Origin of the sequence: Dorea longicatena (assembly GCF_025150085.1) — a bacterium.
Classification (GTDB): domain Bacteria; phylum Bacillota; class Clostridia; order Lachnospirales; family Lachnospiraceae; genus Dorea_A; species Dorea_A longicatena.
Window position 1 is genome coordinate 1,363,457 of sequence record NZ_CP102280.1, and the last position, 15,803, is coordinate 1,379,259.

Annotated in this window: 9 protein-coding genes; 8 read left to right on the forward strand and 1 reads right to left on the reverse strand. The window is 41.7% G+C overall.

Going from position 1 to position 15,803, the window contains the following annotated elements; translation table 11 throughout:
- Positions 1-80: 80 nt before the first annotated feature.
- Both NQ508_RS06435 and NQ508_RS06440 read left to right on the forward strand, forming a co-directional pair.
- Complete coding sequence (locus NQ508_RS06435) at positions 81-773, forward strand: iron-sulfur cluster assembly scaffold protein (protein WP_006426700.1); 693 nt, start codon at positions 81-83, stop codon at positions 771-773.
- A 40-nt stretch (positions 774-813) separates the two neighbouring features.
- Positions 814-1,824 carry a GGGtGRT protein gene (locus tag NQ508_RS06440; protein WP_006426699.1) on the forward strand — a complete coding sequence of 337 codons (1,011 nt, stop codon included), beginning with the start codon at positions 814-816 and terminating at the stop codon, positions 1,822-1,824.
- Positions 1,825-2,146: 322 nt separating this feature from the next.
- On the opposite strand, the gene NQ508_RS06445 is transcribed toward NQ508_RS06440, so the two are convergent.
- Positions 2,147-6,391, reverse strand: coding sequence for a 2-hydroxyacyl-CoA dehydratase (locus tag NQ508_RS06445; RefSeq protein ID WP_006426698.1), 4,245 nt, complete (start codon positions 6,389-6,391; stop codon positions 2,147-2,149).
- Positions 6,392-6,615: 224 nt separating this feature from the next.
- Here NQ508_RS06445 and NQ508_RS06450 point away from each other — a divergent pair, with 224 nt between their 5' ends.
- The 6 genes from NQ508_RS06450 to NQ508_RS06475 all read left to right on the forward strand — a co-directional run bounded on the left by NQ508_RS06450 (position 6,616) and on the right by NQ508_RS06475 (position 15,759).
- On the forward strand, positions 6,616-7,488 hold the full coding sequence (locus tag NQ508_RS06450; RefSeq protein WP_006426697.1) for a rhomboid family intramembrane serine protease: 873 nt from the start codon (positions 6,616-6,618) through the stop codon (positions 7,486-7,488).
- A 22-nt stretch (positions 7,489-7,510) separates the two neighbouring features.
- Complete coding sequence (gene pyk, locus NQ508_RS06455; RefSeq protein WP_006426696.1) at positions 7,511-8,953, forward strand: pyruvate kinase; 1,443 nt, start codon at positions 7,511-7,513, stop codon at positions 8,951-8,953.
- Between the two features lie 235 nt (positions 8,954-9,188).
- Positions 9,189-9,902, forward strand: a complete 714-nt coding sequence (locus NQ508_RS06460; protein ID WP_044919609.1) for a TrmB family transcriptional regulator — start codon at positions 9,189-9,191, stop codon at positions 9,900-9,902.
- Entirely contained in the window at positions 9,902-11,176 is a 1,275-nt protein-coding gene (locus tag NQ508_RS06465) for a diaminopimelate decarboxylase (protein WP_006426694.1), read from the forward strand. Before NQ508_RS06460 ends, NQ508_RS06465 begins: the two co-directional genes overlap by 1 nt.
- 85 nt (positions 11,177-11,261) lie before the next feature.
- A complete protein-coding gene (locus NQ508_RS06470) occupies positions 11,262-11,903 on the forward strand; it encodes a hypothetical protein (protein WP_044919606.1) in 642 nt (213 codons plus the stop codon).
- Between the two features lie 298 nt (positions 11,904-12,201).
- Entirely contained in the window at positions 12,202-15,759 is a 3,558-nt protein-coding gene (locus NQ508_RS06475; protein ID WP_006426691.1) for a VaFE repeat-containing surface-anchored protein, read from the forward strand.
- Positions 15,760-15,803 lie beyond the last annotated feature (44 nt).

Consider the following 15,803-nt stretch of genomic DNA (forward strand, 5'->3'; position numbering starts at 1 on the left):
AAAATAAATACAAGTATGGATGTTAAAGAGATAACAAACCTTACGATAAGCAAACTTACATAGTTGAAAGGAGTTTTAAAATGATTTATTCACAGGAAGTAGAAATGATGTGTCCGGTAGCTCAGGGTGCAAACCACGGACCAGCTCCGATTCCGGAAGAAGCAAAATGGGTTCAGGCTAAGGAAATTAAAGATATCTCTGGTTTTACACATGGTGTAGGCTGGTGTGCTCCTCAGCAGGGTGCCTGTAAATTAACACTGAATGTTAAAGACGGTATCATCCAGGAGGCTCTCGTTGAGACTATCGGATGTTCAGGAATGACACATTCAGCAGCTATGGCTTCTGAGATTCTTCCAGGAAAAACTATTTTAGAGGCATTAAACACAGACCTTGTTTGTGACGCTATCAATACAGCAATGCGTGAGTTATTCCTGCAGATCGTATACGGAAGAACTCAGAGTGCATTCTCTGAAGACGGACTTGCTATCGGAGCCGGACTGGAAGACCTCGGAAAAGGACTTCGTTCACAGGTTGGTACAATGTACGGAACATTAGCTAAAGGTCCTCGTTACCTTGAAATGGCAGAAGGATATGTAACAGGTATCGCTCTTGATGAGAACGATGAGATCATCGGATATCAGTTCGTAAGCCTTGGAAAATTTACAGACTTCGTAAAAGCTGGAGACACTCCAAACGAAGCTTGGGAGAAAGCAAAAGGACAGTACGGACGTGTTGCAGATGCAGTTAAGATCATCGACCCACGTAAGGAGTAATCTCAATATTTTAAGGTAATTTAATCAGGAGGATAAATTAATGGCTTTATTTGAATCATATGAAAGAAGAATTGATAAAATCAATGAAGTATTGGCTGGTTATGGTATTTCTTCTATCGAAGAAGCACAGCAGATCACAAAGGATGCCGGACTTGATGTATACAATCAGATCAAAGGTATTCAGCCAATCTGTTTTGAAAATGCATGCTGGGCATACATCGTAGGTGCAGCAATCGCAATCAAAAAAGGATGTAAGACAGCAGCAGAAGCTGCAGCAGCAATCGGAGAAGGACTTCAGGCTTTCTGTATTCCTGGATCAGTTGCTGATCAGAGAAAAGTAGGTCTTGGACATGGTAACTTAGGAAAGATGCTTCTGGAAGAAGATACAGAGTGTTTCGCATTCCTGGCTGGTCATGAATCATTCGCAGCTGCTGAGGGTGCTATCGGTATCGCAGAGAAGGCTAACAAAGTTCGTAAGAAACCTCTTCGTGTTATCCTGAACGGTCTTGGAAAAGATGCTGCAAAGATCATCTCAAGAATTAACGGATTCACATATGTTCAGACAGAATATGATTACTACACAGGAGAACTGAAAGAAGTACAGAGAATCTCTTACTCTGACGGACTCCGTTCTAAAGTTAACTGCTACGGTGCTAACGACGTACGTGAGGGTGTTGCAATCATGCACAAAGAAGGCGTAGACGTATCTATCACAGGTAACTCTACAAACCCGACACGTTTCCAGCATCCAGTTGCAGGTACATATAAGAAAGAATGTATCGAGCAGGGCAAGAAGTACTTCTCAGTAGCATCAGGCGGTGGTACAGGACGTACACTTCACCCGGATAACATGGCTGCAGGTCCAGCTTCTTACGGTATGACAGATACTCTTGGACGTATGCACTCAGATGCACAGTTCGCAGGATCTTCATCAGTACCAGCTCACGTAGAAATGATGGGACTGATCGGAGCAGGAAACAACCCGATGGTTGGTATGACTGTTGCAGTTGCTGTATCCGTTGAAGAAGCAGCTCAGGCTGGTAAATTCTAAGGAATGGATTAAAATCAAGCTTTGTGGTATGCTTGAAAGTAGTATGAAAAATAGAATTATTTGACTATTGCTTGACAGCATACATTTGACAACTGTTAGATGAAAAAAGAGGATAAATATCAAATCTCATTTAGTTGAGTGACAGATATTCATCCTCTTTTTTGCTACATTTTTTCGGGCTTTTCGTAACCTTCCGCCATTTAATTCTTCAGGCATTCGATACCCACGGAATAAAAGTTAGGAATCCTTTCCAGTGAATGTAGAGGATTCCTAACTTTTATTCCGGTCCGGGTAACCGTCGTCTGATGTATTAAATCTCCAATTATTTATTCAAATTCTTATTCGCCGTAGAAAGCATCAACTTCAGTCGATTCAATTGGTTAACTTCACTTGCACCCGGATCGAAATCAATCGCTACGATATTAGATTCCGGATAGCGTCTGCGAAGTTCTTTGATAACTCCCTTACCTACGACATGGTTCGGCAGGCAGGCGAATGGCTGTGTACACACGATATTTGGTGCACCACTGTGGATCAGCTCTAACATTTCTCCTGTAAGGAACCATCCTTCACCAGTCTGGTTACCAAGAGATACGATGTCCGAAGCCATCTTTCCAAGATCCTGGATCTTAGCAGGTGGTGTGAAGTGCTTGCTGGCCGCAAATGCTTCGGTTGCCGGAGCACGGAACCATTCCAGAGCTTTGATACCAAGATTAGCTGTTGTGGCTTTTTTCTTTTCGAATCCAAGCTTTTCCACCTTGAAGTTCTGGTTGTAGAAGCAGTAGAGCAGGAAGTCCAGAAGATCCGGAACAACTGCCTCGGCTCCTTCGCTTTCCAGAAGATCTACCAGGTAGTTGTTGGCTGCCGGAAGGAATTTGACAAGGATTTCTCCAACGACACCAACACGAGGTTTCTTTATATCAAGTAATTCGATGTTATTGTCAAAGTCTTCAATGATCTCACGGCAGAGACGTTTGAATTTACGCCTGCTCGGGTAGCCGTTTGATACAAAGTCCTGGCATACCTTTACCCATTTTCTGTGCATTGCATTGACAGAGCCTGGAACAGCCTCATATGGACGCAGACGGTATACACACTTCATGAAGATGTCACCAAATACTGCACCATAGATACCTCGTAAGATCAGGTTCGGAGTCAGTTTGAATCCTGGATTATCCTCCAGACCACTTAAGTTGATGGAGATGACCGGAATGTGTCCGTAACCGGCCTTCTTAAGGGCACGGCGGATGAATCCGATGTAGTTGGAAGCACGGCATCCACCACCGGTCTGACTGATGATCACGGCAATCTTGTGTGTGTCATATTTACCGGAAAGGATAGCTTCCATGATCTGGCCGACTACCATCAGTGACGGATAGCAGGCATCGTTATTTACATATTTCAGTCCTACGTCAACGGCCTGTTTGTTGTCGTTCGGCAGAACCTGAAGGTTATATCCGGATGAATTAAATGCAGGCTCCAGAAGCTCGAAATGGATCGGAGACATCTGCGGGCAGAGAATCGTGTAATTCTTACGCATCTCTTTGGTAAATGCAACCTTTTTGATGGCGGAGGATTTGATCTCACGTTTATCTCCGCGCTTTTCTCGGACTCGGATCGCAGCAAGCAGTGATCTTACACGGATTCTTGCGGCACCTAAGTTGTTAACCTCGTCGATCTTAAGAGAGGTGTAGATCTTGTCAGAATCGTTCAGGATGGATGCAACCTGATCGGTTGTAACAGCATCCAGACCACATCCGAAAGAGTTTAACTGGATCAGATCCAGATTATCTACAGTCTTTACATAGTTTGCAGCAGCATACAGACGGGAATGATACATCCACTGATCCATAACATTTAATGGATGCTCTGCAGGATTTAAGTGGGAGATCGAATCTTCCGTCAGAACTGCAATATTATAAGAGTTGATCAGTTCCGGGATACCATGGTTTACTTCCGGGTCGATGTGGTACGGACGTCCTGCGAGAACGATACCACGGTTGCCGGTTTCATTTAAGAATTTGATTGTCTCTTCACCTTTTTTCTGCATATCTTTTCTGCATGCAGCGAGTTCTTCCCATGCAGTATGAGTTGCTTTTTTGATCTCATCTGCCGGGATGTGGAACTTCTCGGATAATTCTTCAACCAGTCGGTAAGAAATCGTATCTTCACTGGCAAATGAGATGAACGGATGAAGGAAATCAACCTCTCCGTGTACGATCGCATCAATGTTGTTCTTGATATTTTCCGGGTAGGAAGTTACAATCGGGCAGTTGTAATGATTGTTGGCTTCGGCAAATTCATTCCTTTCATATGGAATACTAGGATAGAAGATCGTCTTAATGCCATTGTTGATCAGCCATTGTACATGTCCGTGTGCCAGCTTCGCCGGATAACACTCGGATTCACTCGGGATGGAATCAATTCCCAGTTCGTATACCTTGCGGTTGGATACAGGAGAAAGGACAACCCGGAATCCCAGTTTATTAAAGAATGTGAACCAGAACGGATAATTCTCGTACATGTTCAGTACACGAGGGATACCAATGAGTCCGCGAGGAGCATTTTCCTCTGCCAATGGTTCATAATCAAAATATCGTTTTAATTTATATTCAAATAAGTTCGGAAGCTTGTTTGTTGTTTTCTGTTTTCCAAGACCACGCTCACAACGGTTACCTGTGATGAACTTACGTCCGCCGCTGAAATGATTGATCGTCAGACGGCAGTTATTCGTACATCCCTTACATTTGGTCATGGTAGTAGAATATTCCATGGCTTCAATGTCTTCAATGGAAAGCATGGTTGTGCCTTCGCAGTCAACGTAACGCTCACGTGCGATCAGTGCAGCACCGAATGCGCCCATGATACCGGCGATGTCCGGACGAATTGCTTCGCAGTTGGCGATCTTTTCAAAGCTTCGCAGTACGGCGTTGTTGTAGAAGGTTCCTCCCTGAACAACGATGTGTTTACCGAGTTCAGATGCATCGGATACCTTGATAACCTTAAATAATGCGTTCTTGATTACAGAATAAGCAAGACCAGCTGAAATATCAGCAACCTCCGCACCCTCTTTCTGAGCCTGCTTTACTTTTGAATTCATGAAAACAGTACAACGGGTACCAAGGTCAATCGGATTCTTGGCAAATAATGCTTCGTGAGCAAAGTCTTCGACGGTATAATTCAGTGATTTCGCAAATGTTTCAATAAAAGAACCGCATCCGGATGAACACGCTTCGTTTAACTGCACGCTGTCAACAGTCTGATTCTTGATCTTGATACATTTCATATCCTGGCCGCCGATGTCGAGGATACAGTCTACGTCTGGCTCAAAGAAAGAAGCGGCGTAGTAGTGAGAGACGGTCTCGACCTCTCCTTCGTCCAACAAGAGAGCGGCCTTGATCAGCGCCTCGCCATATCCGGTAGAGCAGGAGTGGACAATTTCCACGCCTTCCGGCAGTTTGCTGTAAATGTCTTTAATTGCAGAAATCGTTGTACCAAGCGGATCTCCATCGTTATTATGATAGAAAGAATATAATAAAGTACCGTCTTCGCCGACCAGGGCTGCCGTGGTTGTTGTAGAACCTGCATCGATACCGAGGAATGCTTTTCCCTGATAAGTTGCAAGATCTTTGACTGGCACCTGATGTTTTGCGTGACGTTCCTCAAATTCCTTAAAATCTGCTTCCGTTGCAAACAGCGGCTCCATACGGTCTACTTCGAATTCCATCTTGATTTTTCCTTCCAGACGGCGTTGCATATCGATGAGTGCCACGTCCAGATCTTTCTTGGAATTCAGAGCAGATCCGACTGCTGCAAACAGATGGGAATGTGTCGGGGCGATGATGTGTTCATCGTCCAGCTTCAGTGTACGGATAAATGCTTCGCGCAGCTCAGAGAGAAAGTGAAGCGGTCCTCCGAGGAATGCGACGTGTCCGCGAATCGGTTTACCACAAGCCAGTCCGCTGATCGTCTGGTTGACAACTGCCTGGAATATAGAAGCAGCAAGGTCTTCTTTGGCAGCACCGTCATTAATCAGAGGCTGGATATCTGTCTTGGCAAATACACCACATCGTGCGGCAATGGTATAGAGAGCTTTATAATTTTTCGCATATTCATTCAGTCCGGAGGCATCAGTCTGTAAAAGAGAAGCCATCTGGTCGATGAAGGATCCTGTACCACCGGCACAGACGCCGTTCATACGCTGCTCTACATTACCACCTTCAAAGTAGATGATCTTGGCATCTTCCCCGCCAAGCTCGATAGCAACGTCTGTCTGAGGTGCATAGTCCTGAAGAGCAGTTGATACGGCGATAACTTCCTGTACGAATGGTACTCCAAGGTGTTTCGCAAGTGTCAGTCCGCCGGAACCGGTGATGACCGGTGATGCATGGACAGGACCTAATTTATGTATCGCTCTTCCTAACAAATCGGAAAGAGTTTCCTGGATGTTAGCGAAATGCCTCTCATAATCAGAAAATACCACTTCATTATTCTCATCTAATATGGCAATCTTTACGGTCGTAGAACCGATGTCGATACCAAGTGTGTATAATTCCTTTTGATTCATATTATGTAACTCCTTATCATGTTAAAATATATGTCTTTCTTCTTATTAAATGCATTTTGCTTAATTGTGACCTGTAACATTATACGACAAAAGTGGCCAAAAGACAATTAACAAATGTTGAAGATATGTTAAAAAGAGATGAACTTTACTTGGCATAATTGACAAATATCTTTCAGGAAGGTAGAATATCTACAGTGTGAGAATAAACATAAAGGAGCAGTTATATGAACAATTGGTTAGACAAACTTGAACGGAAATTTAGCAGATATGCGATTCCAAATCTCATGACTTATATTATAATATTATATGCAGCCGGATTTGTGCTGAATCTGATCAATCCGACGTTCTATAGCCAGTTCCTAAGCCTGGATGCCGGTAAGATTCTTCAGGGGCAGATATGGAGAATCGTTACGTTTATTATCCAGCCTCCATCTGACAGCCTGATTTTTATTGTATTCGTACTGTATCTCTATTATATGATAGGGAAGCAGTTAGAGGCAGCGTGGGGGGCTTTTCGTTTTAATCTGTATTTCTTTTCGGGAATGCTCTTTATTGTAATAGGAGCCATACTGGCATTTTTACTGACAGGCGCTGTGTTACCGATGGATACATGGTATCTGAATCTGTCGCTATTCTTTGCATTTGCGGCACTCTACCCGGATATCCAGCTGTTATTGTTCTTTGTCATACCGATCAAGATCAAATGGCTGGCGATGCTGGATGGTCTGTATTTTGTGTATGCGATCGTACAGGCTTTTCTTCCGGCCTACGGCGGAGGTGTCTATGGCATATATTATAAGGCGAATGCACTTGCTGCGTTCATCTCGATCCTGAACTTTATCATTTTTTTCTTAAGTTCACGGAATATGAAGCCGTATTCACCGGGCCAGATGAAGAGAAAGAATGATTTCAAGCGCAAGATGAGACAGGCAGAAAGACCGGTGAATGTCTATGCAAATGGAGCAAAACACAGATGTGCAGTCTGCGGAAGAACAGAAATGGATGATCCGAATCTGGAATTCCGGTATTGCTCAAAATGTAATGGCAATTATGAATATTGCCAGGATCATTTGTTCACACATACACATGTTAAATAACTAAGAGAGGAATAGGGAAAATATGAAAAAAACAAAGATTATCTGTACAATGGGACCAAATACCAACGATGAATCTCTGATGAGAAAGTTAGTCCAGAATGGAATGGACATCGCAAGATTTAACTTCTCTCATGGTGATCATGAGGAGCAAAAAGGTCGTATGGATATGTTAAAGAAGATCCGCGAGGAAGAGAACAAACCAATCGCGATCCTTCTGGATACAAAAGGACCTGAGATTCGTACAGGTGTATTAAAAGACGGAAAGAAAGTACAGCTTGAAGCAGGCGAGACATTTACCCTGACAACAGATGAGATCGTAGGAGACAATAAGATCGTATCTATTACATATAAAGGTCTGGTAGAAGATGTCAAAGCCGGAAGCACAATCCTGATCGATGACGGTCTGATCGAGCTGAAGGTAAAAGATAAAAAGGGCAATAACATCAACTGTGAAGTTGTCAATGGCGGTGAACTTGGAGAGAAGAAGGGTGTTAACGTACCGAACGTAGCAATCCGTCTTCCTGCTATCACAGACAAAGATCGTGACGATCTGAAATTCGGTGTAGAACAGGGCGTAGACTTTATCGCTGCTTCTTTCGTAAGAAATGCAGAATGTATCCTGGAGATCAAATCATTCTTAAGAGAATGTAAAGCTCCATATATTCCGGTTATTGCTAAGATTGAAAACTTTGAGGCAATCAAGAATATCGATGAGATCATTCGCTGTGCAGACGGAATCATGGTAGCCAGAGGTGATCTTGGTGTTGAGATTCCTGCCGAAGAAGTTCCATACCTTCAGAAAACAATTATCCAGAAATGTAACGATAACTTCAAACCGGTTATCACGGCTACACAGATGCTGGATTCAATGATGCGTAACCCACGTCCAACAAGAGCAGAGGTTACAGACGTTGCCAATGCGGTATACGACGGAACAGATGCAGTGATGCTTTCCGGAGAGACCGCACAGGGTAAATATCCATTAGAAGCATTGCAGATGATGGTTCACATTGTTGAGAATACAGAGGAACACCTGGACTATGATATGATCCTCAGAAAAGCTGGAGAACACAGACTTAAGAGCGCATCCAGCGCACTTGCACATGCGACGGTAACAACAGCAAATAACCTTCGTGCAAAATGTATCGTAACACCTACTGTATCCGGTGCTACAGCAAGAGTTGTATCTAAGTTCAAACCAAAGACAGGTATTATCGGTATCAGCCCAGATGAAGCAACGCTGAGAAGAATGCAGATCAACTGGGGTGTCAGGCCACTGAAATCAGTTGCAGTATACACAACAGAAGATATCTGTGATAATGCGATCGATCTGATCTGTGCAAAACAGCTTGCAGAAGCAGGAGATATGGTTGTGTTAACACTTGGAATTCCATCTACGAATGTATCTGAGAACAGAACCGTAAGCAATATGATGAGAATCGCTATGGTAGATGACAGAAAATAGAAGATTATAAATGAGCATGGCAATACAGAGAACTTGTCACCGGCAACTTCTCTTGCATACTTTGGTATAGAAAAACAGAAAGCAAAGGGGCTTGAAATATTCGGGTCTGAAGCTTTCTGTTTTTTTGATTGTTTTCCAGTTGTTTTTGAGAAAGATTCTCCTTGACATACAGAGAAAATTCACTTATAGTGTTCCTGTAGAGAACTACTAATGAACCCAGAGGTGAATGATTAAGATGGAACAGACATCATTTACAGAGCGCCTGATGGAATTCGGACTTACAAGACAGGAGGCAAGCATTTATCAGTGCCTGCTGACAGAGGGAAAGGTAACAGGGTATGAGGTTGCAAAACAGACAGGAATATCCAGGTCTAATGCATATAATTCTCTGGCAAGTATGACAGAGAAAGGTGCGGCATATCTTGTGGAAGAGGCAAGTACCAGGAAGTATGTGCCTGTCCCGCTCAACGAGTTTTGCAAGAATCGTGTCCGCAAGCTGGAAGAATCCGCAAGATGGCTGCAGGAACATATGCCATCGGAAAAAGCATACGCAGAAGGATATATTACGATCGAAGGCGCAGAGAATATACTGAATAAGATAAAAAATCTGTTATCGCAGGTAGATCAGAGAGTTTATATCAGCTGTACAAGAAATTATCTGTTACTTCTGATCCGGGAACTGGATGCACTGATGGAAGCGAGAAAAAAGGTTGTGATCATTACGGATCAGCCGGCAACTTTCCACAATGCAAAAGTATATCTCGGAGAGAGCAGAGGAATGCAGGTCGGAGTCATTGCTGACTCCAAATATGTACTGACAGGTGAATACGGAGAAGGAAGCATGAATACGTGTCTTTATTCCGGACAAAAAAACTTTGTGGAATTATACAAGACAGCACTTGCGAATGAGATAAAATTATTATCGATACGAGAGGAGAACAGAGATTGATGAAAAAAGAACCATTTGTAACAAAAGCACAGTTGGATGAGATAATCAAAACATATCCGACACCATTTCATTTATATGATGAAAAAGGAATGCGTGAGAATATGAAAGCCTTAAAAGAAGCGTTTTCATGGAATAAGGGATACAGAGAATATTTTGCAGTAAAGGCAACACCGAATCCATTTCTGATCAATATTTTAAGAGAATACGGATGCGGATGTGACTGTTCTTCTTATACAGAACTGATGCTTTCCGATGCGATCGGGGCAACAGGAGAGGATATTATGTTTTCTTCGAATGATACACCTGCAGAAGAATTCGTACTGGCAGATAAGCTGAATGCGATCATCAACCTGGATGATATCACACACATTGATTTTCTTGAAAAAGCAATCGGACATATTCCGGAGACTATCAGCTGTCGTTACAATCCGGGCGGAATGTTCAAGATCAGTAATGATATCATGGATAATCCGGGAGATGCAAAATACGGAATGACAACTGAACAGCTATTTGAAGCTTTCAAAATTCTGAAAGCAAAAGGAGCAAAAGAATTTGGTATCCATGCATTCCTTGCAAGTAATACCGTAACAAATGAATATTATCCGATGCTTGCGAAAGTACTGTTTGAAGTTGCGGTAAAACTTCAGAAGGAAACAGGTGTACACATCAAATTCATCAACCTGTCCGGTGGTGTAGGTATTCCTTACAAACCAGATCAGGAGCCGAATGATATTCGTGCGATCGGTGATGGTGTCCGCCGTGTATACGAAGAAGTACTGGTACCTGCAGGTATGGGAGATGTCGCAATCTATACAGAGATGGGACGTTTCATGATGGGACCTTATGGATGCCTGGTTACAACTGCAATCCACGAGAAACATACACATAAAGAATACATTGGTGTAGATGCATGTGCGGTTAACCTTATGCGTCCGGCAATGTACGGAGCTTACCATCACATTACAGTAATGGGCAAAGAAGATACACCTTGCGATCACAAATATGATGTGACAGGATCTTTGTGTGAGAACAATGATAAATTTGCAATCGATCGTATGCTTCCGAAGATTGATATGGGAGATATACTGGTGATCCATGATACGGGAGCACATGGCTTCTCTATGGGTTACAATTACAATGGAAAATTAAAATCCGCAGAGGTTCTTCTGAAAGAGGATGGATCTACACAGCTGATCAGAAGAGCGGAGACGCCGGCAGATTATTTTGCCACATTTGATTGCTTTGATATTGGGAAAAAGCTGATAAAAGAATAGTTTCCAGTGTGAACAAATCTGGTATAATGATAGTATCTTTCTGATAATGGAAAGATACTATCACTTTTTAGAGGAGGATAAATTTATGAGGAAACGGGGCGTGTTGGCAGCAATGCTGACAGGAGTAATGCTTGTGTTGTGCGGATGTGGAGGCATGACGACAGATGAAGCAAAGGATTATGTAAAATCTGCACTGGATGCCGGTTACAAGGCAGAATTTAAAGAATATGCAGAAATAACAGACTCCACAGAAAAAGAGGCAAAGAAAGAATACGAGACAAATCTTGATAACAGTATGAAGGAAGCCGGATTTGATGAAACAGGTGTTTCAGATGAATTGAAGGCTAATTATCGTAAGCTTTTTGAAAAAATGTTAAAATCTGCCAATTATAAGGTTGGAGAGGTAAAAGAAGCTGGAGATGATGAATTTAAGGTATCCGTAGAAGTTCAGCCATTTACAGCATTTTCCACAGTATCTGAAGAACTTGACAATTGGGTAACAGATACATATTCAAATATCGAATATGTCCCAAGTGATGAAGAACTGAATGAAGCGATCATGAAAAAGATGTATGAACTTATGGATGAAAAAATGAATAATCCGACATACGGTGATAAGACTACTGTAACTGTCAATGTAAAAGTTGATAAAGACGGAGCTTATTATATTCCACAAAAAGATCTTACAGCAGTAGACGATGCACTTTTCCCGGAAGATGCACTTTAAAAAGTAATATACTGCTAAATAATAATTTAATAACACAGGTTTTAGGGATTGACATTCTTAGAACCTGTGTTGTATTATATACGAAAATACTTGAATGACATTCAGTTATTCAGTCTTTAATATCAATAAATGTTCAAAAAAGGCAGATCAGAATTCTTATATGATGTTGCCAGACAATCCATTTATATTTGTAAATATGTAAGAAAGTAATCCGGTAAAATGAACGTTGTTTTTTGAAGGGAGGTAGTGACAGCGGTCGGATTAATATTATAAATGAAAAAAGAAAGTGAGGAAACATATGACAAAGATGCATAGAGGCAAAAAGGCCGCAGCTTCTTTGATGGCAGGAATTTTATTGTGTCAGATGTTTGTTTTTGGTGTGTCAAAGACTTCTGCAGATGCCAGAGAAGTTGCAAAAAAGATGAGTTTTGAAGTTGTTGGAGAAGGAATAGTAACAGTGACAGATACAGCAGAAAGAACGCAGGAGATTACATCCGGAAGTGTGATAGAAGTACCAAAGGGAATGTGTGTGCGCGTACAGGCCGAATCCCCGAAAGAAACGGATATTGCAGTACATGTGTTGGATAAAGACGGAAATTATGAGTTGGAAGATGTATCAGAAGTGCAGGGAAAATGTTTCTGGCGAGACGTCACTGCTATGGAATTGGAGAAGAAAGTTGTAGTTACTTTCGGTAAAGAAGATAAGAAAATAAGAGCAGTAAGAACAGGACAGACACGTGGAAATTATAATAAACCGGAAGCAGGGGATGTGTTTACCGGAAATTGTGTAATCACTGCTGTAGATGGGGGAAATGGACATACCGTACATAGTGTAACGATAGGCGGATTTACCGGAATCCTGGCTGGAGTAACAGCTACTGGTGGCTGTGCGGATCACACAGCTGCGGCTCCGTATGTTGGCCAGGAGTATACATACAGATATACGGTTACCGGAGTTAATAAAGTTACCGGCGAAGTGATGGGGAATCTGTATTGTACCAGTGTTACAGGATCGACGGATGGCGTAACAAAAGACAGTGGCGGAAGACTGATCGGATATCAGAGAATCAGTGGTTCTGCGTTGATCTATTACAGCGGCTATGCGAAATTAAAAAAGGGGAAAACACAGACGGTGCTTACGAATGGGAATCCACAGTATTCTCTGGAAGACGCATGCTATGGAATTTACAAAGATCGGTCGGCGACCAATGAAGCAGCGACATTTACGACGGATAAAGAAGGAAATTCTAACACTGTAGAACTTGAAGAGGGAACTTACTATGTGAAAGAAAAGAAAGCGCCGAAAGGATACCGGCTGGATGAAACGGTTTATCCTGTGACTGTTGTTTCCGGCCAGACTGTTTCTGTAAACGTGAAGGATGTGCCGGTGTACTCGGATATGGAACTTATTCTTGAAAAGATTGATCAGGAATATAAAGCAGGAAAATCACATGGGGCAGGAAGTCTGGAGGGTGCCGAATTTACCGTATGTTATTATGCAGGCATATATGATCAGGCTACACTTCCAAAAACGCCGGACAGAACCTGGGTCTTAAAATCGAAAAAAGAAAAAGATAGATATGAAAGCAGATTGAATAAAGATTATCAAATTAGCGGGGATGATTTTTATTATGCAGAAGATGGAAAGATTCCGGTACTTCCGCTTGGAACGATCAGTATTGAAGAGACAAAAGCACCGGAAGGATATTCACTGGACGGAGCGTATATAGAAAGTGTAGAAGGGAAAACAGAGGGCACATATTATCTGACTAAAATTATACAGGACGGAAATCTTGCGAAGATACAGGGAGGCAATACATATAAAATTGCGGATCGTATATTCAGAGGAGATATAGAATTTCAGAAGAAAGATGAAGAAACACAAGAATCTATGGCAGGAATTCCGTTTCGAATCACATCTGTAACGACGGGAGAGAGCCACATGATTATGACAGATGCGAATGGATATTTTTCATCGGCCTCCAATTATGTAAAACACAGTGAAAATACCAATACAGGTCAGGCAGAAAGCGGAATTTGGTTTGGGCTTAATAGCGGCGGAGAGATGTCGGAAGTAAATGATGATAATGGTGCATTTCCTTATGATACTTATAAAATGGAAGAACTACGCTGTGGACAAAATGTGGACAAAGCATTGTACAAAGGAACATTTAAAATTTCCCGTGACAATTATATATTAGACTTGGGAACAATTATGAATCCTGATCTTGTGATCTCTACAGTGGCGAAGGATGAAGAGACAGGAACTCATTATTCTAATGCAGATGAGAGTGTAACGGTGATAGATACGGTTACTTATACAGGCCTTAAAAAGGGAAAAGAATACGTCATGAAGGGAATACTGATGGATCACAAAACGGGGGAGCCTGTTCTGGATTCAAAAGGGAAGAAAATATTCGGATTGCAGAAATTCATTCCTAAAACAGCAAAAGGCAGTGTGGAAGTAGAGTTTAATTTCGATGGAAATACATTAGCAGGAAAAAATATTACAGTGTTTGAAGAGTGTTATCTGAACGAGGAGCTGATCGCGGTACATAAAGATATTGAAGATGTCAGTCAGATGATACATTTTCCGGAATTGAAGACTTCTGTGAAAGACGATCAAACGGGAATACATATTATAAAGTCTGAAAAGGATATGCAGATTACCGATACGGTAGAATATCATAATTTAAAGAAAGGAAAGAAATATAAGATTACAGGAATCTTAATGGACAAAGATACCGGAAAGGCAGTAAAAGATGCAAACGGTGAGAAGATAACATCAAGTGTGGAGTTTGTTGCGGAAGATACGGATGGATCGGTAGATGTAAAATTTAATTTTGATGGAACGAATCTCGGCGGGAAGATACTGGTGGCATTTGAAAAGCTTTATTATGGCGAGAAATTATATGGTACACATGCGGATCTGGAAGATGAAGAACAGACTATGTATGTACCAGAGGTGGAAACGGTTGCGCTTAATAAAGAGACAGAAACGCATCATGCACTGGCAGATGGAACTGTAGAACTGCTTGATACTGTAAAATATAGGAATCTGCTGCCGGGTAGAAATTACACATTGCACGGAATGATCGTAGAAAAAGAAACGGGAAATCCGGTGAGTGAAGAAAGGACATTAGAATTTGTTCCGGAAAAATCAGAAGGAAGTGTAGAGCTTAGATTTGAAATCAGCGCCGATGAGCTGTGCGGAAAAACGATAGTTGTGTATGAAGAAATCAAAGCAGACGGTAAGAGCATAGCAGAGCATAAAGACCCGGAAGCGAAAGAACAAAGCATTTATTTCCCGGAAATTGGTACAAAAGCGTTGGACGAGAACTCAAAGACACAAGAAGGAGAGGCAAAGGAAAAGCAAAAAATTATAGATCAGATAACTTATAAGAATTTGTTGCCAGATGAAACCTATGTTTTGAAAGGTGTTTTGATGGATAAAGAAACCGGAAAAGAATTAGTTGATGAAAATGGAAAAAGAGTGACTGCCGGGATATCTTTTGTTCCAGAAAATGAAGAAGGAACGATTGAGATGACATTTGAACTGGATGCACGCAGGTTGGCTGGAAAATCAGTTGTAGTATTCGAAAGGCTTTATGATGAAGAAGAACACTTGATCGCAAAAGAAGAAGATATCGAAAATGCAGATCAGACTGTTTTGTATAGAAAACAGGAAATTCCGAAAAATACAATTGTAGAAAAGCCGGGGCATAATTCAAAGGAAGTTCGAAAATCTCCAAAAACAGGTGATGAAAATCGTATGGATTTATGGCTGGTAATGTTGTGTGCGTTTGGAATTGCAGTGGTAACAGAAATTGTAATTTATAAAAGAAGAAACAGATAAATATTTTATTGCTACCTAAGGATATGAACATTTTTTGTCTCCGT

What these genes read in the sequence shown, in the direction of transcription:
- pyk (WP_006426696.1), top strand. Translation starts at nt 7,511, where the DNA reads ATGAAAAAAACAAAGATTATCTGTACAATGGGACCAAATACCAACGAT.
- NQ508_RS06435 (WP_006426700.1), top strand. Translation starts at nt 81, where the DNA reads ATGATTTATTCACAGGAAGTAGAAATGATGTGTCCGGTAGCTCAGGGT.
- NQ508_RS06450 (WP_006426697.1), top strand. Translation starts at nt 6,616, where the DNA reads ATGAACAATTGGTTAGACAAACTTGAACGGAAATTTAGCAGATATGCG.
- NQ508_RS06465 (WP_006426694.1), top strand. Translation starts at nt 9,902, where the DNA reads ATGAAAAAAGAACCATTTGTAACAAAAGCACAGTTGGATGAGATAATC.
- NQ508_RS06470 (WP_044919606.1), top strand. Translation starts at nt 11,262, where the DNA reads ATGAGGAAACGGGGCGTGTTGGCAGCAATGCTGACAGGAGTAATGCTT.
- NQ508_RS06460 (WP_044919609.1), top strand. Translation starts at nt 9,189, where the DNA reads ATGGAACAGACATCATTTACAGAGCGCCTGATGGAATTCGGACTTACA.
- NQ508_RS06445 (WP_006426698.1), bottom strand. Translation starts at nt 6,391, where the DNA reads ATGAATCAAAAGGAATTATACACACTTGGTATCGACATCGGTTCTACG.
- NQ508_RS06440 (WP_006426699.1), top strand. Translation starts at nt 814, where the DNA reads ATGGCTTTATTTGAATCATATGAAAGAAGAATTGATAAAATCAATGAA.
- NQ508_RS06475 (WP_006426691.1), top strand. Translation starts at nt 12,202, where the DNA reads ATGACAAAGATGCATAGAGGCAAAAAGGCCGCAGCTTCTTTGATGGCA.